The following is a 19,424-nucleotide window of genomic DNA, read 5'->3' as shown; positions in this document are numbered from 1 at the left end:
TACTTTTACAGCATTAGAAAAGGATTTTTAGTTCTGTAGGGGGAATTTAAGAATTTTTGAAAGGCTTGACATTTGTCAAGCCTTTCTTTTTTTATATGGTTCTAGTTTTATTTGTAAAATTTTGTCTGTAAATTTGCAACCTCAATTTTTTGACAACGATTTCATTAATTGAGTTTTACTTATGGAAAACAAGAAAAAAGTCGCATTCTACACTTTAGGATGCAAATTGAACTTCTCAGAAACGTCTACTATTGCACGTGATTTTCAAAATGAAGGTTTTGAACGTGTAGATTTTGAAGAAATCGCAGATATTTATGTAATTAATACGTGTTCGGTTACAGATAATGCAGATAAACAATTCAAGCAAATTGTCAAAAAAGCAATGAAGCTAAATGAAAAAGCATTTGTTGCAGCTGTTGGTTGTTATGCACAATTAAAGCCTGAAGAATTAGCTTCTGTTGATGGCGTGGATTTGGTTTTAGGAGCCACAGAAAAATTTAAAATCACTGATTATATTAATGATTTGTCGAAAAACGACATGGGTGAAGTGCATTCCTGCGAAATCGAAGAAGCCGATTTCTATGTAGGAAGTTATTCAATTGGCGACAGAACTCGTGCGTTTTTAAAAGTGCAAGATGGTTGCGATTATAAATGTACATATTGTACCATTCCATTGGCTAGAGGAATTTCTAGAAGTGATGCTTTGGAAAATGTATTGAAAAATGCCAAAGAAATTTCGGAACAAGGCATCAAAGAGATAGTTCTTACTGGTGTAAATATTGGTGATTACGGAAAAGGAGAATTCGGAAATAAAAAACACGAACACACTTTCTTGGATTTAGTAAAATCACTAGATGAAGTAGAAGGAATTGAGCGTTTACGAATTTCTTCTATTGAACCTAATTTGTTAAAAAACGAAACGATTGAATTTGTATCGCAAAGTCGCACATTTGTGCCGCATTTTCACATTCCTTTACAATCGGGTTCAAACGATATTTTGAAAAAAATGAAACGTCGTTATTTGCGTGAAGTTTATACAGAACGTGTTGCTAAAATTCGTGAAGTAATGCCGCATGCTTGTATTGGAGTAGATGTTATTGTAGGATTTCCAGGTGAAACTGATGACCATTTCTTAGAAACGTATCATTTTTTGAATGATTTAGATATTTCGTATTTACACGTTTTTACGTATTCAGAAAGAGATAATACAGAAGCGGTAGAAATGGATGGAGTAGTGCCAGCCAATGTGCGTTCAAAAAGAAGTAAAATGCTACGCGGACTTTCGGTTAAGAAAAGAAGAGCGTTTTATGAAAGTCAAATAGGAACTAATAGAAAAGTTTTATTTGAAAGTGAAAACAAAGAAGGTTATATTCATGGATTTACAGAAAATTACGTAAAAGTAAAAACGCCATGGAATCCAGAATTAGTCAATACATTGCATGATATTCAATTAACAAAAATAGACGAAGACGGAAGTGTAAGAATGGAATTTGCAAATATAGAGGCATAAAAAAAATCCCAAGTCTAAAATTAAGCTTGGGATTTTTCTTTTTCCTAGAGAGGATTAAATCATAATTCCAGGAGGTAAAAGTTCTCGGTATTTTCTGTTTTTTCTGAAGAAACTTACAAATTTTGCATGCGTAGGCACCACTTTTAATTTTCGTTCTTCAGCAATTACTAAAACATTTTTAATAAACTCATTTTGTAACTCTTCGTCCTCATTGCTGTTAGCACAAAACTTGGTTAAAAACAACTTGCGTTCTTGAATAGAGTATTCAATAGCAATCAAACCAGTTTCTGTAATAATTTCAAATTGTCTTAAAAGTTCATTATCTTTGATTTCCATGATAACTTCAATTATAGTGCAAATTTACAAAACTTTTTTAACATTGTGGTAATGAACAGAATTCCAATTTATTTTATGCCTGGTTTAGCAGCAAGTCCATCTATTTTTGAAAATATAAAATTGCCCGAAGATGAGTTTGAAATGTTTTTTCTGGAATGGTTTTTGCCTAATGAAAAAGAAAGTATTGAGAGTTATGCACTTCGAATGACAGAAAAAATAACGCATGAAAGCCCAGTTTTAGTGGGGGTTTCATTTGGAGGTGTTTTGGTACAAGAAATTGCAAAAATCATAAAAACACAAAAGGTAATTATAATTTCAAGTGTAAAGTCTAATACCGAATTCCCGCCAAGGTTTAAGGTTGCGAGAGCTACAAAAGCATATAAGTTAATTCCAACCCAACTTTTGGCAGATATAGAAAAATTGGTTAAATATGCTTTTGGAGATAATATTGTGGCTAAACGATTGAAGTTGTACGAAAAATACTTATCTGTTCGGGATAAAAAATATTTAGATTGGGCTATAGAAACTATATTGTGCTGGAATCAAAAAGAAATCAACGAATCAGTAATTCATATTCATGGTGATGCTGATGAGGTTTTTCCAATAAAGCATATTCAAAATTGTATAGTGGTTAAAGGAGGAACTCATATTATGATAATTAATAAATTCAAATGGTTGAATGAAAATTTACCTAAGATAATACTAAAGTAAAAATGAAAAAGTATATGAAGAAGAAAATAATAGTAATGGGATTGGTTGCTGTTTTAGCAAGTTTCTTGATTTATGGAGTAGTCTCAGATAAAGCAAAATTTTCCCCCGTAGGATATAATTTGAGTATGGATTTTGCGGGAGAAGAAGTTCCTACTTTTATGGCTGATGTACAAGAGCGCTTAGATAAAGAAATGATTACCAATATGAATTATCATACAAATACCACTTTAGTAATCAAACGTGCTAATAAAGTATTTCCAATTATTGAACCCATTTTGGCAAAATATGGGGTACCAGATGATTTTAAATATTTGGCAGTAATAGAAAGTAGTTTAGTAAATGCAGTTTCTCCAGCAGGAGCAAGAGGTGTGTGGCAATTTATGCCTTCAACAGCAAAAGAAAAAGGAATGGAAGTAAGCGAACAAGTTGATGAACGTTATCATTTGGAAAAATCAACCGAAGCGGCTTGTAAATATTTAGTAACTGCTAAAGAAAAATTTGGTTCTTGGACACTTGCTGCGGCTTCTTACAATGGAGGAATAGGAGGTATAAAAAGCAAAATGGAGGAACAACAAGTTGATAATTATTATGATTTATTATTGACAGAAGAAACGTCTCGTTATGTGTTTAGAATTTTAGCTTTAAAAGAAATAATGAAAAATTCTGAAAAATATGGTTTTTCAATTCCTAAAGAAGCTTTGTATTATAATATCCCAACAAAAAAAGTAGTTGTAGATTCAACAATTACAGATTTGGCAAGCTTTGCAAAAACGCAAGGGGTAAATTATAAAATTTTAAAAATTCATAATCCTTGGTTGCGTGATAAAAAATTAACAGTTACGTCTGGAAAACAATATGAAATCGAAATTCCAACAGAAGGATATTCAAAATAAATGAAAACAATGACCTTACATACTATTTTGTCGCTTGTCATAATTGGAATTATGGCAGGAATTTTAAGTGGATTGGTTGGAGTAGGTGGAGGTGTTGTTATGGTGCCAATGCTGGTTTTGTTTTTGGGTTTTTCACAACATCAAGCACAAGGAACAAGTTTAGCTGTTTTGGTAGTTCCAGTAACCGCGATTGCTGTTTATAATTACTATAAAGAAGGATATATAGATTGGCGTTATGCTGCAATAATTGCGGTTTTTTTTGTAATTGGTGGTTATTTCGGAAGTAAGTTAGCGATCAACATTGATCAAAAAATGTTAAAGAAAATATTTGGTGTAGTTCTTTTATTAATTGCAGGAAAAATGCTTTTAGAGAAATAAAAATCCACATAGAAGTGCAATCGAATTGTAATTAAAAAAATGTTGAGACGATGAAAACATAATAAAATAAGTCTCAATTATAGACTGTTTTTCTATGTGGACAAATAATTAATGTGTTGCAAGTCTTGATTCATTTAAACTGTTTGAAACAAGCAATGTGTTTATATCTTCATTCAATACGGCTAAACAATTTTCGTAGGAAATATTAAAAGTAGTTTTATAGTCTGGTTTTACAATTCTTTTTTTGATGTTAACTACAGTTCTGTTGGCATCTATATAATAAGAAGTAGGAAACCCAAACGTTTTCTTTAATAATTTAATGGTTGTACAGTCATTTGTGTAACTTTCGTGAGCATAGCAAACTTCAATTTGTGAATTGAACTTGCGAGCAATCTTTTTCATATCTTTTTTCTTGTTCCAAAAAAGAACAATTATTTTTATTTTTCCTTTATAATCTAATGCCATTTTATTTAACGCTGGAATTTCTCCTTTTTCCATAACACACCAAGATGCATAGGTGAAAATAAGTGTTGGAATTTTGATTGTGCTTAATTGTAGTTTCTTTTTCCCAATTCTTTTAAAAGAAAAATCATCAAATTGAGTTCCAATTAACGTATAATTTACTAAAGAATCATACAAATAAGTGGCTTTTTCGTAGTCTCTTTTATTGTATGCTTTGTTGCTGTAACTAATAAAGTTTTTAATGTTTTTTTTAACAGCTGATGAAAAAGGAACAATGGTGTCTTTAGTAGCTAAACTAGTGAGCGAATAAAATATAAATAGCGGAAGTAAGTATAGTTTTTTCATAGCCTTTCTTTTTCTTCTATATAAAGCTATGAAAACTAATTAGTTAACGATTAAAAACTCGTTAAAACAAGCAAAAAAATCGTTGATTAACAAAAAAAGCACTCAATATGAGTGCTTTTTGTATTGAAAATAAATCAGTTACATTTTTTTCATTTGGTCTTTCATCATTTTTATTTGATCTTTAAGCATGTTTTGCTTGTCTAATTTTTTTGCCTCGTTTAATAAGTTTGTTGCTTCTAATTTTCTTCTTCGAGTCATAGCGATTCCAGCTAACTGCAATTTTGCTAGCGCTAAATCTTGATCCATTGACAAGCCTAAAGCAATTGCTTTTTTGAAATAGCGCTCAGCTTCGTTTAAATTGGTTTGAGAAACCATTAAACCATGTAAATAATTAAAATAACCCTGCTGTTTCTTTACTAAAGCAGCTTCTGGATTTTTAATATGTGCAAGCCATTTTTGAGCTCCAGGAAAATCTTGTTTTCTTAATTTTAAAAAGGCTAATAAAATAAACTCATTTTTAAAATATAAGAAAATAAATATCGTTGAGAATAATAATAAGAAGATACCATTTCCAATATTATTTTCTGTGAACTGATAAATTCCGAAAGCTATAATTAAAGCAGCTAAAACTAATTTGATATTTTTGTGAAACATATTATTATTTTTTGTTGGATGCAAAGGTAATAAAATCAATTAAAAATATTTTTAAAAAAGTACTTGCGAATGAAAAAAGTCTTTGTATATTTGCACTCGGTTTTCAGGAGATGAAAAACCTTAGAGTTTTAAAAAGATTTTTATTATAGATTTTAAAAGATACTAGCAATGAGTAAGAGAACGTTTCAACCATCAAAAAGAAAAAGAAGAAATAAGCACGGTTTCATGGATAGAATGGCTTCTGCTAATGGAAGAAAAGTGCTTGCTCGTAGAAGAGCTAAAGGAAGACATAAATTAACTGTTTCTTGCGAACCAAGACACAAAAAATAATGTTTTAGCTTAAAACAATATATCAGCCGTTACTTTTATTAGTAACGGCTTTTTTTTAAACTGTTTATAAAATTTGAATAAGTTTTAAAGCTTGTTTCGATGCAACTCTTTGAAAATTAGTAATTTTATAATCACAATATAACTACAACCTACAACAACAAAACAACATACAATGCCTAAAGACACAACAATCAAATCGGTATTAATTATTGGATCAGGACCTATCGTTATTGGTCAAGCTTGCGAATTTGACTACGCAGGATCTCAATCGGCTCGTTCACTTCGTGAGGAAGGAATTGAAGTTATCTTAATTAACTCAAATCCTGCAACTATCATGACGGACCCAACCATGGCTGATCATGTTTACTTAAAACCACTTACCACAAAATCAATCATCGAAATTCTAAAAGCACACCCACAAATTGATGCTGTTTTGCCAACAATGGGTGGACAAACAGCTTTGAATCTTTGTATTGAAGCTGATGAAAAAGGAATTTGGAAAGATTTTGGGGTGAAATTAATTGGGGTTGATATCAATGCCATCAATATTACAGAGGATAGAGAGCAATTTAAAAATTTATTAAATAAAATTGGAGTTCCTCAAGCGCCAGCTAAAACTGCTAATTCTTTCTTAAAGGGAAAAGAAATAGAACAGGAATTTGGCTTTCCATTAGTAATTCGCCCTTCGTTTACTTTAGGGGGAACCGGAGCAGCAATTATTTATAAAAAAGAAGATTTCGATGCGGCGTTAACTTATGGCTTAGAAGCATCACCAATTCATGAAGTTTTGATAGATAAAGCTTTAATGGGCTGGAAAGAATATGAATTAGAATTATTACGCGATAGTAACGACAACGTAGTTATTATTTGTACGATTGAAAATATGGATCCAATGGGAATTCATACTGGAGATTCGATTACAGTAGCGCCTGCGATGACTTTATCAGATACAACATTCCAAAAAATGCGTGATATGGCGATTTTAATGATGCGCTCTATCGGAAATTTTGCTGGAGGTTGTAACGTACAATTCGCAGTTTCACCTGATGATAAAGAGGATATTGTAGCTATCGAGATTAATCCTCGTGTATCGCGTTCTTCTGCATTAGCTTCAAAAGCAACAGGTTATCCAATTGCTAAAATTGCAACGAAACTAGCTTTAGGATATAATTTAGATGAATTACAAAATCAAATTACAAAATCAACTTCGGCTCTATTTGAACCAACGTTAGATTATGTAATCGTAAAAATACCAAGATGGAACTTCGATAAATTTGAGGGTTCTGATAGAACGTTAGGGCTTCAAATGAAATCGGTTGGAGAAGTTATGGGAATAGGGCGTTCGTTCCAAGAAGCGCTTCATAAAGCTACTCAGTCGTTAGAAATTAAACGAAATGGGTTAGGAGCAGATGGTAAAGGTTATAAAAACTACGAACAAATCATTGAAAAATTAACTTTCGCAAGTTGGGACAGAGTTTTCGTAATCTATGATGCTATCGCGATGGGAATTCCATTAAGCAGAATTCACGAGATTACAAAAATCGACATGTGGTTCTTAAAACAATATGAAGAATTATTCCATTTAGAAAGAGAAATTTCGAATTATAAGGTTGATACGTTACCAAGAGAATTGCTGTTAGAAGCAAAACAAAAAGGGTACGGAGACCGTCAAATTGCGCACATGATGGGTTGTTTGGAAAGTCAAGTACATAAATTACGTGAAGAGCAAAATATTAGACGTGTTTACAAATTAGTAGATACGTGTGCGGCAGAATTTAAAGCGGTAACGCCTTATTTCTACTCGACTTTTGAGGCTGAAATTGAAAAAGCAGACGGAACCAAATACGTTCACAATGAAAGTATTGTAACCGATAAGAAAAAAGTAGTAGTTTTAGGTTCAGGACCAAATAGAATTGGACAAGGAATTGAGTTTGATTACTCTTGTGTTCATGGAGTTTTAGCTGCGAAAGAATGTGGTTACGAAACTATCATGATTAACTGTAATCCAGAAACGGTTTCTACCGATTTTGATACGGCAGATAAATTGTATTTTGAGCCTGTTTTTTGGGAACATATTTATGATATCATCCAACACGAAAAACCAGAAGGTGTAATCGTTCAGTTGGGTGGACAAACAGCCTTGAAATTAGCAGAGAAATTAGCTAAATACGGAATTAAAATATTAGGAACTTCATTCGATGCTTTGGATTTAGCAGAAGATAGAGGTCGATTCTCAGATTTGTTAACCGAATTAAATATTCCATTCCCTAAGTTTGGAATTGCAGAAAGTGCAGAAGAAGCTTCAAAATTGGCAGATACGTTAGACTTCCCATTACTAGTGCGTCCTTCGTATGTGTTAGGTGGACAAGGCATGAAAATTGTCATCAACAAACAAGAATTAGAAGAGCACGTAATTGATTTATTAAAATCGATTCCTGGAAATAAATTATTGTTAGACCATTATTTAGATGGTGCAATAGAGGCAGAAGCAGACGCCATTTGTGATGCTGACGGAAATGTGTACATCATAGGAATTATGGAGCACATTGAGCCTTGTGGAGTTCACTCAGGCGATAGTAACGCGACTTTGCCTCCGTTTAACTTGGGCGAATTTGTAATGCAGCAAATCAAAGACCACACGGAAAAAATCGCAAGAGCTTTACAAACTGTAGGTTTAATCAATATTCAGTTTGCGATAAAAGACGATACGGTTTATATTATTGAAGCGAATCCAAGAGCTTCTCGTACCGTTCCATTTATAGCAAAGGCTTATGGTGAGCCCTATGTAAATTATGCAACTAAAGTTATGTTAGGTAAAAATAAGGTAACGGATTTTGCATTTAATCCACAGTTAAAAGGTTATGCGATTAAGCAACCAGTTTTCTCTTTTAGTAAATTTCCAAATGTAAATAAAGCATTAGGACCAGAAATGAAATCAACAGGAGAAAGTATCTTATTTATAGATGATTTAAAAGATGATCAATTCTATGATTTATATTCGAGAAGAAAAATGTATTTGACAAAATAATTAAAGAAAATCCCAATCAAAAGATTGGGATTTTTATTTGTAAACCAAGCCCCCATAGTTTACAAAACGAAATTTAATTGTATTGAATTTAGTAGTGTTTAATTAGTAACTATCTATAATCAAAAAGAGTTTATTATTGTTATTAATTGCTGATTGGCATATTTTAAGTATTTCTTCATATTCGGCTAGTAATAAATCAAAATCTATATTATCTTTAATATTTATCAGTTGTAGGTATAATTCTTCAATTCTTTCACATTCTTCTTCTTTGTTTTCTGCCCAGCAATTCCCATCTTTATCTCTTGTAGTACAATATTTATATATTACACTATTCTTGTCTAAATCTTTAAAATTATAGTTAGACATCATTATGTTATCAAACAGAGTAGAAGATAGAAGTAATTCGGTTACTAATTCTCCATTCTTATTTCTTTCTCTTAAAAAAGCTTTACCTAAAATTAGCGTAAAGTGTTTTTGCCAATTGCTCAATAAATCAATTCTTCTTACATCCAGCTCCATAGAGTTTTTATTTGCAACGTTTCATGCGATTGTTATTATTAAAAAAAATAACAACCTAAATTTGGGATATTTATTTTGTGCTTTATTTTAGTCAAATGTAGGAAAAGATGTATTATGCGCGTTACAGATTTTCTGTACATTTTGTTAAAGTTTTACGGCTTTTTAAGTAAAAATTATTATTTTAAAGTAAGTGAAGCAATGAATGAATTTGATGATATGAAATTTTATCTTTTATACACATAAAAAAAGCGCTGAGAAATCAGCGCTTTTTTTATGTGTATAAACAATCTCAGTATTACATACCTCCCATTTGCTTTTGAAACTCTTCCATAGTTACTTTTGTATATCCTTCACCTATAGTAAAACAATCTTTTGGTAACTCTTTAGAGAAAGAAGTAGCTGTCATAGTCATATCTCCTTGTTCTGTTGCTACTTTTATTTCTAGAGGATATCCAGCTAGTTTTACTTTAGTTTCTTTTACAGATTGCTGAGGAGCAATAGCGTCTGTAATATAAAAAACACTTGATGTTCCGTCATTCATTTTTACAGTTGCTTTGTAACATTTAAAGCCTGCAATTTCTTTAGTGTCTTTTTTGTCATATGTAACTTCAAGAGCATTTTCTAGATCACCTAAACCTTTATTAGCTTTTAAAGCTTCTTCACCTACTTCAATAATTTCATATTTCATTCCCATTACTTCAATGGTCATTTTAGCGTCTTTAAGATTACCTATTGGAGTGATAGTTTTCATAAGCATCATTCCACTCATCATATTCATGTCGGTAGCTTGAGTTTTTTCGTCAAAGTGAATAGATATAGTGCTTTCGCCCATCATTGCAGCTGCTTCGTCGTTTCCTGACATGCTCATTTTATAAGTTACTGAACCTTTTTTTAATGCAGTTTGAGCATTCATAGTGACACCCGCAAGTAATAAAAAAGCGAATGCGATTTTTGTTATTTTTTTCATTTGAATATATTTTTGTTTCGTAAATGTAATAAAATATTTTACTTCAGTAAAAAATCTAAAGAAACATTTACTTTTTTTGAAACTTTTTTACTGACAACGTTAGGAATTTCAATTCCAAAGTCATCACTATTAACTGAAAAATTAGAAATTATTTCTAAACCTTCACTTGTTTTTTTGATTTTAGCAATAACAGATATGTCTTTTGATTTTCCATGAAGTTCTAGCTTCCCTTTTAAAGTATAGTTTTGTGAGGAAGTTGTTACTTTTGAATAATCAAAATTTTCAATTTTACCTTTAAATGTTGCTTTTGGGTATTTTGCACTTTCAACATAATTCTCATTAAAGTGTTCCTCCATAAGAGCAATTTTAAATTTGAATCCTTTCATTAGTGCTAATGAAGCAATTTCTCCTGTTTTAGTATTTAATACACATGATGCTCCTGTATTTTTTGCTTTTACTTCTTCAAAAGCAGGAACTGAGGCTTCAAAAGTAATTGTACCACTTTTTGTAAGTATCTTTTCTTGAGCTATTATTGAACAACCACAAAAAAATATTAAAAGGAATAGTTTGATTTTCATAGTTAAATTTTTTATTGTGGAAAATTAGCATCAATCCATTCGGATATAGCATTGATGTCATTTTGAGGTAGTCTTGGTCCTCCAAGCGGCATAGCTCCAGATGCTCCTTCAGCTCTAGAAATTCTATCTAATAGATTACGTGTTAAAACCGCATCTTTGACATTCTCGTATGTAGTTAAAGACATCGGAGCTCCATTTGTAGGAGAGTTTCCGTGACAAACAATACAATTGTTATCAATAATTGATTTTACAGTAGTTGTGTAGGTAACTTCGCTTAGGTTAGATGGTTCGCCTAAATCGGAAACACTATCTGATGTACAGCTGCTAAAAGCTATAAATCCTGATAAAATGAATAAATTAGTTTTGTTTTTCATAGCATTTGTAAAAAGAATAATATTTTATAAAGTTAAAAATAAATAATTAAATTTGTAGTAAAATAAAAGTAATGAAAAAAAAATTGTTAATTTTTGGGTTTTTTATAATTTTTAGTGGAATTTTATTGTATAATTATATTTATAAGGAACATAGAAATATCGCTAATGAAGAGGAATCGTTTGTTGTGTCGGTTATAGATTTAAAACATGATTATTTAAAAAATGATAGTATTGCAAATGCTAAATATTTGGATAAAACTATTATAATATACGGAAAAATAACCAGCATGGATTTATCGAATAAGATGCTAATGATAGATACATCATTATCAGCAGTTATAAAGGATGCTAATTTGAAATTAAAACAAAATGATTCCATAAAGATGAAGGGTAGATTTATAGGCTATGATGATTTATTAGAAGAATTTAAAATGGATGAATGTTCTGTAATTGAGTAATAATGAAGTACTTTTTATTGATTTTATTTTTTACTGCTTTTGACTGTTTTTCACAAGAAAACACAATTTTTACTATTGCTCGAAAAGGAACTGTGGAAGAAGCACAAAAGTGGTTAACAGAACAACCAAATACTGTAAATGAAATTAATTTACATGGATTTTCCCCATTAATAATTGCTTGTTATAGTGGAAATTTTGACATTGTTAGTTTTCTCTTAGAGGCTAATGCTAATATTAATTATGTTTCGCCAGAAGGTACTGCTTTAATGGCGGCTACAGTGAAAGGTAATTTGGCTATGGTTCAATTATTATTAAAGGAAGGTGCAAATACAGATTTAACTAACGAATTAGGAATTTCGGCTTTAATGTATGCTGTTCAATTTAAAAATGTATCCATTGTAAAATTGTTATTAGAATATAAGGCCAATAAATTATTGTTGGATAAAGAAGGTAAATCAGCTTTTGAATATGCTGTTTACACTAAAAATGATGAAATTATTAATCTATTAAAATAATTAGCTATGAAAAACAAAATTACTTTATTGTTAGTACTGATTGCGGCATTTGCAAATGCTCAGCAAAAATCGACAGGACTTGTTACTTTGTCAACAAACATGTCGGCAACTCTATTACTTGATAGTGGAACATCACTTGCAACGCTCACATTAACTGGCCCAAACGATCGATGGTTTGCATTGCAATTTGGATCATTCGCTGGAGGTATGGAATCAGGGGCAGATTTAGTATACTGGAATAATGTTACTTTGGTTGATGCAAGACATAATGGAGTTGGTGTTACGCCTTCTAATGATGTAACAAATAATTGGACAGTAACTTCAAATTTAAATAATACTCCAAGTTCTGGATTACGAACAATTGTAGCTACTAGAGCTTTCAATACTGGAGATGTAAATGATTTTACATTCGTTTTTGCTAATACAAGTATAGATTTAGCATGGGCAAGAAGTGGTTCGGCTTCATATAGTTTAGCAAATCACGGAGGTACAAACAGAGGTGTTCTATTAGATAGAACATTCACTTTAGGAACTGAAAGTTTTTCTTTAAAAGATTCTCAATTGTATCCAAATCCAAATGATGGAGATTTCACAATTACAACTAAAACTTATTTGAATAAAGTTAATGTATTTACAATTACTGGAGCTTTTGTAAAAACTATTGAAGTTGAAGAAAATTCTGAGAATGTTGAAGTCAATATTTCAGGTTTGGAATCTGGAGTATATTTATTAGAACTTCAGAATGACACAGAAAAATTTTGGAAAAAAGTAATTGTAAATTAAATTTAAATATGTTATTTGTAAAAAAAAGCATGTGGAAAGCATTGATATTAATTGCATTTCCACTAACGATGCATGCGCAAGATGATTTGTTAAACGAAATTGATACAACAGCTACCGATGTAACAGTAGAATCTGCTTTTAAGTCGCTGAAAATTATAAATTTAGAATCTACAAAGTTAGCATCTAAAGGTGATTTTTATTTTGTTGTAGCGCATAGATTTGGATTTGTAGATAAAGGGTTTGATGATTTTTTTGGACTAGATAATGCAAATACACAAATTAAGTTTTTATATGGTGTTAAAGATTGGTTAACTGTGCATCTAGCAAGAAGTGGGTTTCAAGAGACATATGATTTAGGTGTAAAATATAGACTGTATTCTCAAAAAGAAAATGGATTTCCTGTAACAATTGTTGGGTACAATAGCTTAGCGATTAATTCAGAAATGAAAGAGGAAGATTATCCAAAGTTAAAATTTGATAACCGATTAAGTTATGTTACCCAAATATTAATTTCTAGAAAGTTTTCTGATAAATTTTCGTTTGAAATTGCTCCGAGTATATTTCATGAAAATACTTTGCGAGATATTTTAGATGAAAATAATGTCGTGATTTCTCCAAATCCTCAGGATAATACGCAATTTGCTTTAGGATTAGGTGGGCGATATAAGTTAACAAATCGTTGGTCTGTAAATATAGATTATGCAGCGCATTTAAATAGAGCAAGCGAATCAGTCTATAAAAATCCTTTATCAATTGGTTTTGATTTAGAAACAGGAGGACATGTTTTTCAAATGCATTTTACAAACGCAAATGCCATGCACGAAACAGGTTATCTCGGGCAAACAATTGGAGATTGGGGGAAAGGAGAATTTGCTTTTGGGTTTAATTTGATAAGAGTGTTTTAATAAAAAAACCGAGCTTAGCTCGGTTTTTTTTATTGGATTTAATTTTTCTTTATAAAACTTTCAGAATATTTTTTACCATCTTCTGTCTCTATTGTTAGAATATATAATCCTTCTGCTAAGTCAGCGATGCTAAAACTATTGTTATTTAGAGGAACAGTTTTAATTACTTTCCCTATAGTTGAAATAACGCTTACTTTTTTAATCATTAAACTTTCAATGTTAGAAATAGTTAATATATCAGTTGCTGGATTTGGATATAAAATGATAGAGGCGTCACCATTATTTACTAAACTTAATGGACTAGAACCTTCAATAACTGTTAACGATTGATTAGCACTAGGATTATTGATTACATCTACAGTTCCAGATGGCCATATAATAACTACTTGTGTTACAGTTGTTGCAGTTCCAATTCCAAAATGTGCATTAAGTGAACTCATATATTTGAATCCTTCACCACTTCTTATATCTCTAATTTGTTTTCCCCAAGAGCCATAAATTTCAACTCTAGCACCAATTCCGTTGCTATTACTTTGAATCCCTTTTAATAATACTTTTATCCAGTTGTTTGAATTTGGAATAGCATAACGAATTGTGCTACCATTTTGGATGTCTAAAAAACCATCATTGTTTAAATCTCCAATTGCTCCAACGCTAATTCCGCTATAGCTAACTGGTAAAAATGTGCTATTTCCTTGGTTAAACATAATTTTGTTTCCACCAGCTAGTACATCTACATACCCGTTATTGTCAAAATCATAAGCTACATTATCAATGTTAGTTGATGTGTTTGTATCCCAACCAGAACCTGCAGTAATATCTGTATATGCCTCTTCTGTGCTATTAGTTGTATCAAGATTATTTCTGAAATATTTGTGTAAACCAGCACTAGCTGTAATAATAATATCCATATCCCCATCATTGTCAAAATCTGCAATTGCTGAAGACCAAGTTTGAATAGGAGTTACATTAATTTGTGCTATAGCCGAGATATCTGTGTAAACACCAGCTCCATCATTTCTATGAAGTTCACAAGGTGGACCAGAACATTTTGAAACAAATACATCTGAATCACCATCATTGTCAAAATCTGTGAATAAAGTTGCATAATTACCACCAATTGTACCAAAGTTCATTGCGCCAGGTGTTACGGTAGATTGATAAAATGTTAAATTATTTGCACCATCATTTAAGTAATAACAATTTGGAGCAATATCATGACATGAAAAAACGTCTAGATTCCCATCGTTATTAAGATCTGCAAAATTAGTTCTTTGACAGAAAATATATTGACCAGGAGTAAAATTTGAATAAGCAGTTCCTGTACTGTTAGATCTCCAAACAGAAAGACCACTTCCATTTCCTAAAACTAAATCATTAAAACCATCTTTATTAGTGTCACCTGCGGCCATACTCCATGTTGGCATCATGCTTGTGCCAGTTATTGGAAAATCTGAAACAGAAAATGTTCCAGGTGTTGTTCCTTGATAATGAATTCTTAAGTTGTTTGAACTAACACCAGCAATATCATCTTTGCCATCACCGTTCATATCTGCCACACAAATATTGTATGCACTATTTATTGTACTAACAGTTTGTGTAGTATATGTAATAGGTGTTGGTGGAGGAATAACAATAGGTGCTTCAATTAACTGAAATGTAAATCCACTAGATGTCCATTTGTTATCCCAAGCAATGATATAAGTTGTATTTGCAGTAACATTAAAGGTAGCAACAGATGAATAGTTTGCGCCAGAATCATCATCACCAGAATAGCAAGTTAAGCTTCCGCAAGTTCCAGTATATACATGAAAACGAGTGTCAACTTTAGGTGTATTTTGTACAATGTTAGTTGTTACAGTAACCGTATAGTTACTTGATGGAGTATAAGCATACCATTCTCCTGCAGGAGTGCCATTTGTGATAGCTCCATTATCGGCACAAATTGGTGATGGAACTTGTGTTCCATTTACTGCAGATACAATATATAGTCCTGCAGTAGTAATTGGTGAAGCAGAAGCACAAGTATCTTGAGCTTTTGCAAAATGTCCAATCAAAGAGAGGACAGTAATTAATGTAATTTTTTTCATGGGTTAGTTTTTATAGTAGTTAGTTATAATGGTAGATTATTATTGACAAGGTTGTAGTGAATTTATCCATTGTTCAATTAATGCAACGCCTTCAGTGTGAATTACAGTTCTACCATGTAATGGCATTCGATAATTTTCATTTGTAGTGTTTAGTCTGTAATATAACATTGAACGGTTAATATTTCCTGGAGATACAATTTTACTTAATGCAGGAGAAAAATCTTGCATATCTTGTGTGTTAACGCAAACTCCCATATTTGTTAAGCCATTTACTAAATCTCCTGTTTCTGCAAAAGCAAATCGCATTGGTCTGTAGTCACAATGCCTATTGTCTTGGTGACAATGAGCACAATTTATGTCTAAATAAGATCTAACTCTAGCTTCTAGAGGTTTTGAAGTATCTGTATAATCTATTGTGGTATTGTTCGCTGAAGGTAAACTAAAATTATTTTGTAGATAACCTACTTCAATCCATTTTGTCAATTGGTTTTTAGTTTCAGTGCCATAATTATATTCAAAATTTATATTTTGTGGTTTTATCCCGATCGGAATATTAACATCAACGGCTACACTGTTTATAGTTTGTCTTGCTTTATGACATGTGATGCATTGTACTTCGTTTGGTATTCTATAATTTGGGACACTATGTAAAACATCATTTTCGTCTTTGTAATCAATACTAACATTGCTTCCATCCATATCTAAATAGGCTTCCGTTTGTTCTGTATTCCAAACATAATCGGCAAATATCCAACCACTAGATTTTCTAATCATTATTCTAGTTTCAATTATTTTGGTGGTATTTGATGGTTGAACTTTATCGTAGTAAAAAGTTTTTATTATAGCGGCACCTACTGGGAGTTCTAAAATTTGTCCATCTCCATTGTAAGTTGCTTTTACTCCTTTTGGCATCCAAACAAATCGTTTTTTATGCGCATAATCAGTAAATAATGGAGAGGCAGGCTCGTATGGTAATACGTCTAATGAAGGAATTTGATTTTTCATTTCTCCTTCAAAAAAATGATAGTCAGAAAGTTTTTCGTAGGGTATAGTTGTTAAGTCAACTACGACAGGAGATACAGGTGTATATTCATCATCATTGTCATTTGTACAGGCAACAATAATTAAAAGAAAAATACCAATAATTGAAAATAAAGTGTATTTTTTTGTCATATAGTTAGAGATTTGTTGTTTTTGTTCTAACAAATATAACTTTTTTTTTAAAATAGCAAGGTTTTTTTTGATTTGACTTATTCTTTTCTGAATATTTCAGAAATAACAACATTATAATTTTCTAAGTTTTTCAATGCTTCATTAGATTTGTAATCAAAAGTCATTTCTAACTCTTTATATTTCTTTTTATTTTCAATGCGATTAATGCTATCATAAAAACGGCGCACTTCTTCCATATTTGATAAAATCAATTTAGGAACTTTTACATTATTACCCATTTCATCTTTTGCAACCATTGTAAAATAACTCGAGTTACAATGTTTTATTTTTCCAGTTTGAATATGTTCGGAAGTAACTCTAATACCAACAACCATAGAAGTTTTTCCTACATAATTTACTGATGCTTTTAAAGTTACTAATTCCCCAATCTCTACTGGATTTAAGAAATCAACAGTATCAACTGAAGCGGTTACACAATAGCAACCAGAATATTTTGAGGCACAAGCAAAAGCTATTTGATCCATTAATTTAAGTAAATAACCGCCATGAATTTTCCCGCTAAAATTTGAGTGAGAAGGTAACATAAGTTCCGAAAGGGTTATTTTTGAAGCAGCTACAGTGTTTGCGGTATTCATTTATTTACTATTAAAATATGGAGATTGTTCTGGTGTCACTTTTACAATAAAATAATGTGTATCGCCCCACCAAGGTAATGTTTTGATGCGTTCTTTGTATTCCAATTTCACATATTGTCCTTGATATTTTTTTAAATCTTCAATTACTTTTTCTTCATTATCTTGAACAGAAAATGGAAAAAATCGTGTAGCACCAAAACCTTCATTTAGTTCTCCTTCTCATGTTTTAAAAATAATTCCTTTGTTGCTAAATTTAGACAAAACACCACTTCTAACGCCATCACTTATTGTGAAATTGTATATAAATAAAGTATAACTGACCAAACCGATGGTTACTGCTAATATGAAGTAAACCAAAATTTTTCTTGCTGTATTCATTTGTTAATTATTTTATTCTGTTAGTGTATTTTCTTCGTTTTCTGCTCTTTTTAAAACCGATTCGGGTAATGCTTTTTTGGCTTTAGCGCCCATTTTCTTTAACTTTTCAACACTTGTTATTAGGTTTCCTTTTCCGTCAACTAATTTGTTCATGGCGTTACCATATTCAATTTTGGCTTCGTCCATTTTTTTACCAATTTTAATTAAATCGCCAACAAAACCTTCAAATTTATCATACAAAGCACCAGCCTGACGTGCAATTTCAATCGCATTTTCTTGCTGTTTTTGATTCGTCCACATGCTATCAATCGTGCGTAAAGTAGCCAATAGCGTAGAAGGCGTAACAATTACAATATTCTTCTCAAAAGCTTTGTTGTACAAGGTTGTATCTTCATTTAAAGCAATAGCAAAAGCCGACTCAATAGGGATAAACAACAAGACAAAATCGGGACTTTCCATGTGGTATAAATCCTGATAATTTTTGTTACCCAATTGTTCAACATGACGATTTATCGAAACTACGTGTTCTTTTAAATGCTGATTTTTCTGATTGTCATCTTCTTCATTTATGTAGCGTTCATATGCTGTAAGCGTTACTTTTGAATCGATAATCATTTTTTTACCATCTGGAAGATTGATTATAACGTCTGGAAAAACACGATTTCCATCTTCGGTAGTGTGACTTTGTTGAACGAAATATTCTCTATCTTTTTCTAATCCTGACTTTTCTAAAACGCGTTCTAACACCAATTCACCCCAATTTCCTTGCATTTTGCTATCGCCTTTTAAGGCTTTGGTTAAATTGATGGTTTCCTTACTCATTTGTTCGTTCATTTCGCGAAGTCCCAAAATTTGTTGGCGTAACGCTGCGTGATAATCGATACTTTCTTTGTGCGTATCTTCGACTTTCTTTTCAAAAAGTTGAATTCTATCTTGCAAAGGAGAAAGAATATTTTTAAGATTTTCTTTGTTTTGCTCGGTGAATTTTACCGTTTTTTCTTCTAAAATTTTATTGGCTAAATTTTCGAATTCTTTGGTAAATTTCTCTTGAAGTTGTTCTACTTCTTGTTTTTGTTCTTTATTGCGTTCCCAAAGATTTTCAAAATCATTTTCTTTTTTTGCCAATTGAATGGCTAACGATTCTTTCTCTTTTTGAAGGTTTTCTTTTTCGGAAGAAAGCTGTAAAAGCGATTTTTCAAACTGAATTTTTTCGGTTTGAAACTGGATTTTCAATTGGTCTATTTGACCTAAAAAACCATTGATTCGTTCTTCTAAGCCTGATTTTTCAGATTGTGATTTGGCAGTAAATAGCAACTTTCCAAGGAAAATTCCAATGGCAAGTGCAACAATAAACGTAACTAAAATAAGCATTGATTCTGGCATAAATGGTTTAAATATCTGA

Annotated in this window: 22 protein-coding genes; 10 read left to right on the top strand and 12 right to left on the bottom strand. The window is 31.4% G+C overall.

What is annotated here, in order from left to right; all coding sequences use genetic code 11:
* Nucleotides 1-181: 181 nt before the first annotated feature.
* A complete protein-coding gene (gene mtaB, locus VK164_RS12370; RefSeq protein ID WP_324209648.1) occupies nt 182-1,510 on the top strand; it encodes a tRNA (N(6)-L-threonylcarbamoyladenosine(37)-C(2))-methylthiotransferase MtaB in 1,329 nt (442 codons plus the stop codon).
* Between the two features lie 54 nt (nt 1,511-1,564).
* Here mtaB and VK164_RS12365 read toward each other — a convergent pair whose 3' ends face one another.
* Nucleotides 1,565-1,846: an N-acetyltransferase gene (locus tag VK164_RS12365; protein WP_324209647.1), complete on the bottom strand. Its 282-nt coding sequence runs from the start codon at nt 1,844-1,846 to the stop codon at nt 1,565-1,567.
* A gap of 51 nt (nt 1,847-1,897) precedes the next feature.
* Between VK164_RS12365 and VK164_RS12360 the strand changes: the two genes are divergently transcribed.
* The 3 genes from VK164_RS12360 to VK164_RS12350 are packed head-to-tail and all read left to right on the top strand — an operon-like array spanning nt 1,898 to nt 3,828.
* Nucleotides 1,898-2,557, top strand: coding sequence for an alpha/beta hydrolase (locus tag VK164_RS12360; RefSeq protein ID WP_324209646.1), 660 nt, complete (start codon nt 1,898-1,900; stop codon nt 2,555-2,557).
* Nucleotides 2,558-2,571: 14 nt separating this feature from the next.
* Nucleotides 2,572-3,450, top strand: coding sequence for a lytic transglycosylase domain-containing protein (locus tag VK164_RS12355; RefSeq protein WP_324209645.1), 879 nt, complete (start codon nt 2,572-2,574; stop codon nt 3,448-3,450).
* 9 nt (nt 3,451-3,459) lie between these two features.
* Entirely contained in the window at nt 3,460-3,828 is a 369-nt protein-coding gene (locus VK164_RS12350; RefSeq protein WP_324209737.1) for a sulfite exporter TauE/SafE family protein, read from the top strand.
* A 108-nt stretch (nt 3,829-3,936) separates the two neighbouring features.
* Here VK164_RS12350 and VK164_RS12345 read toward each other — a convergent pair whose 3' ends face one another.
* Together VK164_RS12345 and VK164_RS12340 are read right to left on the bottom strand one after the other, a co-directional pair.
* Nucleotides 3,937-4,635: a TlpA family protein disulfide reductase gene (locus VK164_RS12345; RefSeq protein WP_324209644.1), complete on the bottom strand. Its 699-nt coding sequence runs from the start codon at nt 4,633-4,635 to the stop codon at nt 3,937-3,939.
* Nucleotides 4,636-4,773: 138 nt separating this feature from the next.
* Nucleotides 4,774-5,289: a DUF2892 domain-containing protein gene (locus VK164_RS12340; RefSeq protein ID WP_166236672.1), complete on the bottom strand. Its 516-nt coding sequence runs from the start codon at nt 5,287-5,289 to the stop codon at nt 4,774-4,776.
* A gap of 168 nt (nt 5,290-5,457) precedes the next feature.
* Here VK164_RS12340 and rpmH point away from each other — a divergent pair, with 168 nt between their 5' ends.
* Nucleotides 5,458-5,619, top strand: a complete 162-nt coding sequence (rpmH, locus tag VK164_RS12335; RefSeq protein WP_007136275.1) for a 50S ribosomal protein L34 — start codon at nt 5,458-5,460, stop codon at nt 5,617-5,619.
* A gap of 172 nt (nt 5,620-5,791) precedes the next feature.
* A complete protein-coding gene (carB, locus tag VK164_RS12330; protein ID WP_324209643.1) occupies nt 5,792-8,647 on the top strand; it encodes a carbamoyl-phosphate synthase large subunit in 2,856 nt (951 codons plus the stop codon).
* A gap of 102 nt (nt 8,648-8,749) precedes the next feature.
* Here carB and VK164_RS12325 read toward each other — a convergent pair whose 3' ends face one another.
* The 4 genes from VK164_RS12325 to VK164_RS12310 form a co-directional block, all read right to left on the bottom strand.
* Complete coding sequence (locus VK164_RS12325; protein WP_324209642.1) at nt 8,750-9,166, bottom strand: hypothetical protein; 417 nt, start codon at nt 9,164-9,166, stop codon at nt 8,750-8,752.
* Between the two features lie 295 nt (nt 9,167-9,461).
* Nucleotides 9,462-10,133 (bottom strand): hypothetical protein, encoded by a 672-nt coding sequence (locus VK164_RS12320; RefSeq protein WP_324209641.1) that lies wholly within the window; start codon nt 10,131-10,133, stop codon nt 9,462-9,464.
* A gap of 38 nt (nt 10,134-10,171) precedes the next feature.
* Entirely contained in the window at nt 10,172-10,711 is a 540-nt protein-coding gene (locus VK164_RS12315; RefSeq protein WP_324209640.1) for a YceI family protein, read from the bottom strand.
* 11 nt (nt 10,712-10,722) lie between these two features.
* The gene (locus VK164_RS12310; RefSeq protein WP_324209639.1) at nt 10,723-11,085 is read right to left on the bottom strand and encodes a c-type cytochrome; all 363 of its coding nucleotides are present in this window, start codon (nt 11,083-11,085) and stop codon (nt 10,723-10,725) included.
* Nucleotides 11,086-11,156: 71 nt separating this feature from the next.
* Between VK164_RS12310 and VK164_RS12305 the strand changes: the two genes are divergently transcribed.
* From VK164_RS12305 to VK164_RS12290, 4 genes are read left to right on the top strand one after another with little or no spacing between them, the layout of a single operon-like run.
* Nucleotides 11,157-11,543, top strand: coding sequence for an OB-fold protein (locus tag VK164_RS12305; RefSeq protein WP_324209638.1), 387 nt, complete (start codon nt 11,157-11,159; stop codon nt 11,541-11,543).
* 2 nt (nt 11,544-11,545) lie between these two features.
* A complete protein-coding gene (locus VK164_RS12300; protein WP_324209637.1) occupies nt 11,546-12,058 on the top strand; it encodes an ankyrin repeat domain-containing protein in 513 nt (170 codons plus the stop codon).
* 6 nt (nt 12,059-12,064) lie between these two features.
* A complete protein-coding gene (locus VK164_RS12295) occupies nt 12,065-12,841 on the top strand; it encodes a T9SS type A sorting domain-containing protein (RefSeq protein WP_324209636.1) in 777 nt (258 codons plus the stop codon).
* Between the two features lie 8 nt (nt 12,842-12,849).
* Nucleotides 12,850-13,746, top strand: coding sequence for a DUF5777 family beta-barrel protein (locus VK164_RS12290; protein WP_324209635.1), 897 nt, complete (start codon nt 12,850-12,852; stop codon nt 13,744-13,746).
* 38 nt (nt 13,747-13,784) lie between these two features.
* Here VK164_RS12290 and VK164_RS12285 read toward each other — a convergent pair whose 3' ends face one another.
* From VK164_RS12285 to rmuC, 5 genes are all read right to left on the bottom strand, one after another.
* Nucleotides 13,785-15,836: an FG-GAP-like repeat-containing protein gene (locus VK164_RS12285; protein ID WP_324209634.1), complete on the bottom strand. Its 2,052-nt coding sequence runs from the start codon at nt 15,834-15,836 to the stop codon at nt 13,785-13,787.
* A gap of 39 nt (nt 15,837-15,875) precedes the next feature.
* Nucleotides 15,876-17,009: a hypothetical protein gene (locus VK164_RS12280; RefSeq protein ID WP_324209633.1), complete on the bottom strand. Its 1,134-nt coding sequence runs from the start codon at nt 17,007-17,009 to the stop codon at nt 15,876-15,878.
* A 77-nt stretch (nt 17,010-17,086) separates the two neighbouring features.
* Entirely contained in the window at nt 17,087-17,644 is a 558-nt protein-coding gene (locus VK164_RS12275) for an acyl-CoA thioesterase (protein WP_324209632.1), read from the bottom strand.
* Nucleotides 17,645-17,863: 219 nt separating this feature from the next.
* A complete protein-coding gene (locus VK164_RS12270; protein WP_324209631.1) occupies nt 17,864-18,022 on the bottom strand; it encodes a hypothetical protein in 159 nt (52 codons plus the stop codon).
* Nucleotides 18,023-18,034: 12 nt separating this feature from the next.
* Nucleotides 18,035-19,405, bottom strand: a complete 1,371-nt coding sequence (gene rmuC, locus VK164_RS12265) for a DNA recombination protein RmuC (protein WP_324209630.1) — start codon at nt 19,403-19,405, stop codon at nt 18,035-18,037.
* Between the last annotated feature and the right edge of the window lie 19 nt (nt 19,406-19,424).

It is taken from the genome of Flavobacterium sp. (assembly GCF_035299005.1).
Taxonomy (GTDB): domain Bacteria; phylum Bacteroidota; class Bacteroidia; order Flavobacteriales; family Flavobacteriaceae; genus Flavobacterium.
Note: the sequence above shows the minus strand (reverse complement) of the source record. Positions and strands in the feature narration are given on the sequence as shown.

What these genes read in the sequence shown, in the direction of transcription:
- VK164_RS12290 (WP_324209635.1), top strand. Translation starts at nt 12,850, where the DNA reads ATGTTATTTGTAAAAAAAAGCATGTGGAAAGCATTGATATTAATTGCA.
- VK164_RS12345 (WP_324209644.1), bottom strand. Translation starts at nt 4,635, where the DNA reads ATGAAAAAACTATACTTACTTCCGCTATTTATATTTTATTCGCTCACT.
- VK164_RS12310 (WP_324209639.1), bottom strand. Translation starts at nt 11,085, where the DNA reads ATGAAAAACAAAACTAATTTATTCATTTTATCAGGATTTATAGCTTTT.
- VK164_RS12365 (WP_324209647.1), bottom strand. Translation starts at nt 1,846, where the DNA reads ATGGAAATCAAAGATAATGAACTTTTAAGACAATTTGAAATTATTACA.
- mtaB (WP_324209648.1), top strand. Translation starts at nt 182, where the DNA reads ATGGAAAACAAGAAAAAAGTCGCATTCTACACTTTAGGATGCAAATTG.
- VK164_RS12280 (WP_324209633.1), bottom strand. Translation starts at nt 17,009, where the DNA reads ATGACAAAAAAATACACTTTATTTTCAATTATTGGTATTTTTCTTTTA.
- VK164_RS12305 (WP_324209638.1), top strand. Translation starts at nt 11,157, where the DNA reads ATGAAAAAAAAATTGTTAATTTTTGGGTTTTTTATAATTTTTAGTGGA.
- VK164_RS12295 (WP_324209636.1), top strand. Translation starts at nt 12,065, where the DNA reads ATGAAAAACAAAATTACTTTATTGTTAGTACTGATTGCGGCATTTGCA.
- VK164_RS12275 (WP_324209632.1), bottom strand. Translation starts at nt 17,644, where the DNA reads ATGAATACCGCAAACACTGTAGCTGCTTCAAAAATAACCCTTTCGGAA.
- VK164_RS12285 (WP_324209634.1), bottom strand. Translation starts at nt 15,836, where the DNA reads ATGAAAAAAATTACATTAATTACTGTCCTCTCTTTGATTGGACATTTT.
- VK164_RS12325 (WP_324209642.1), bottom strand. Translation starts at nt 9,166, where the DNA reads ATGGAGCTGGATGTAAGAAGAATTGATTTATTGAGCAATTGGCAAAAA.
- rmuC (WP_324209630.1), bottom strand. Translation starts at nt 19,405, where the DNA reads ATGCCAGAATCAATGCTTATTTTAGTTACGTTTATTGTTGCACTTGCC.
- VK164_RS12320 (WP_324209641.1), bottom strand. Translation starts at nt 10,133, where the DNA reads ATGAAAAAAATAACAAAAATCGCATTCGCTTTTTTATTACTTGCGGGT.
- carB (WP_324209643.1), top strand. Translation starts at nt 5,792, where the DNA reads ATGCCTAAAGACACAACAATCAAATCGGTATTAATTATTGGATCAGGA.
- VK164_RS12300 (WP_324209637.1), top strand. Translation starts at nt 11,546, where the DNA reads ATGAAGTACTTTTTATTGATTTTATTTTTTACTGCTTTTGACTGTTTT.
- VK164_RS12360 (WP_324209646.1), top strand. Translation starts at nt 1,898, where the DNA reads ATGAACAGAATTCCAATTTATTTTATGCCTGGTTTAGCAGCAAGTCCA.
- VK164_RS12315 (WP_324209640.1), bottom strand. Translation starts at nt 10,711, where the DNA reads ATGAAAATCAAACTATTCCTTTTAATATTTTTTTGTGGTTGTTCAATA.
- VK164_RS12270 (WP_324209631.1), bottom strand. Translation starts at nt 18,022, where the DNA reads ATGAATACAGCAAGAAAAATTTTGGTTTACTTCATATTAGCAGTAACC.
- VK164_RS12340 (WP_166236672.1), bottom strand. Translation starts at nt 5,289, where the DNA reads ATGTTTCACAAAAATATCAAATTAGTTTTAGCTGCTTTAATTATAGCT.
- VK164_RS12350 (WP_324209737.1), top strand. Translation starts at nt 3,460, where the DNA reads ATGACCTTACATACTATTTTGTCGCTTGTCATAATTGGAATTATGGCA.
- VK164_RS12355 (WP_324209645.1), top strand. Translation starts at nt 2,572, where the DNA reads ATGAAGAAGAAAATAATAGTAATGGGATTGGTTGCTGTTTTAGCAAGT.
- rpmH (WP_007136275.1), top strand. Translation starts at nt 5,458, where the DNA reads ATGAGTAAGAGAACGTTTCAACCATCAAAAAGAAAAAGAAGAAATAAG.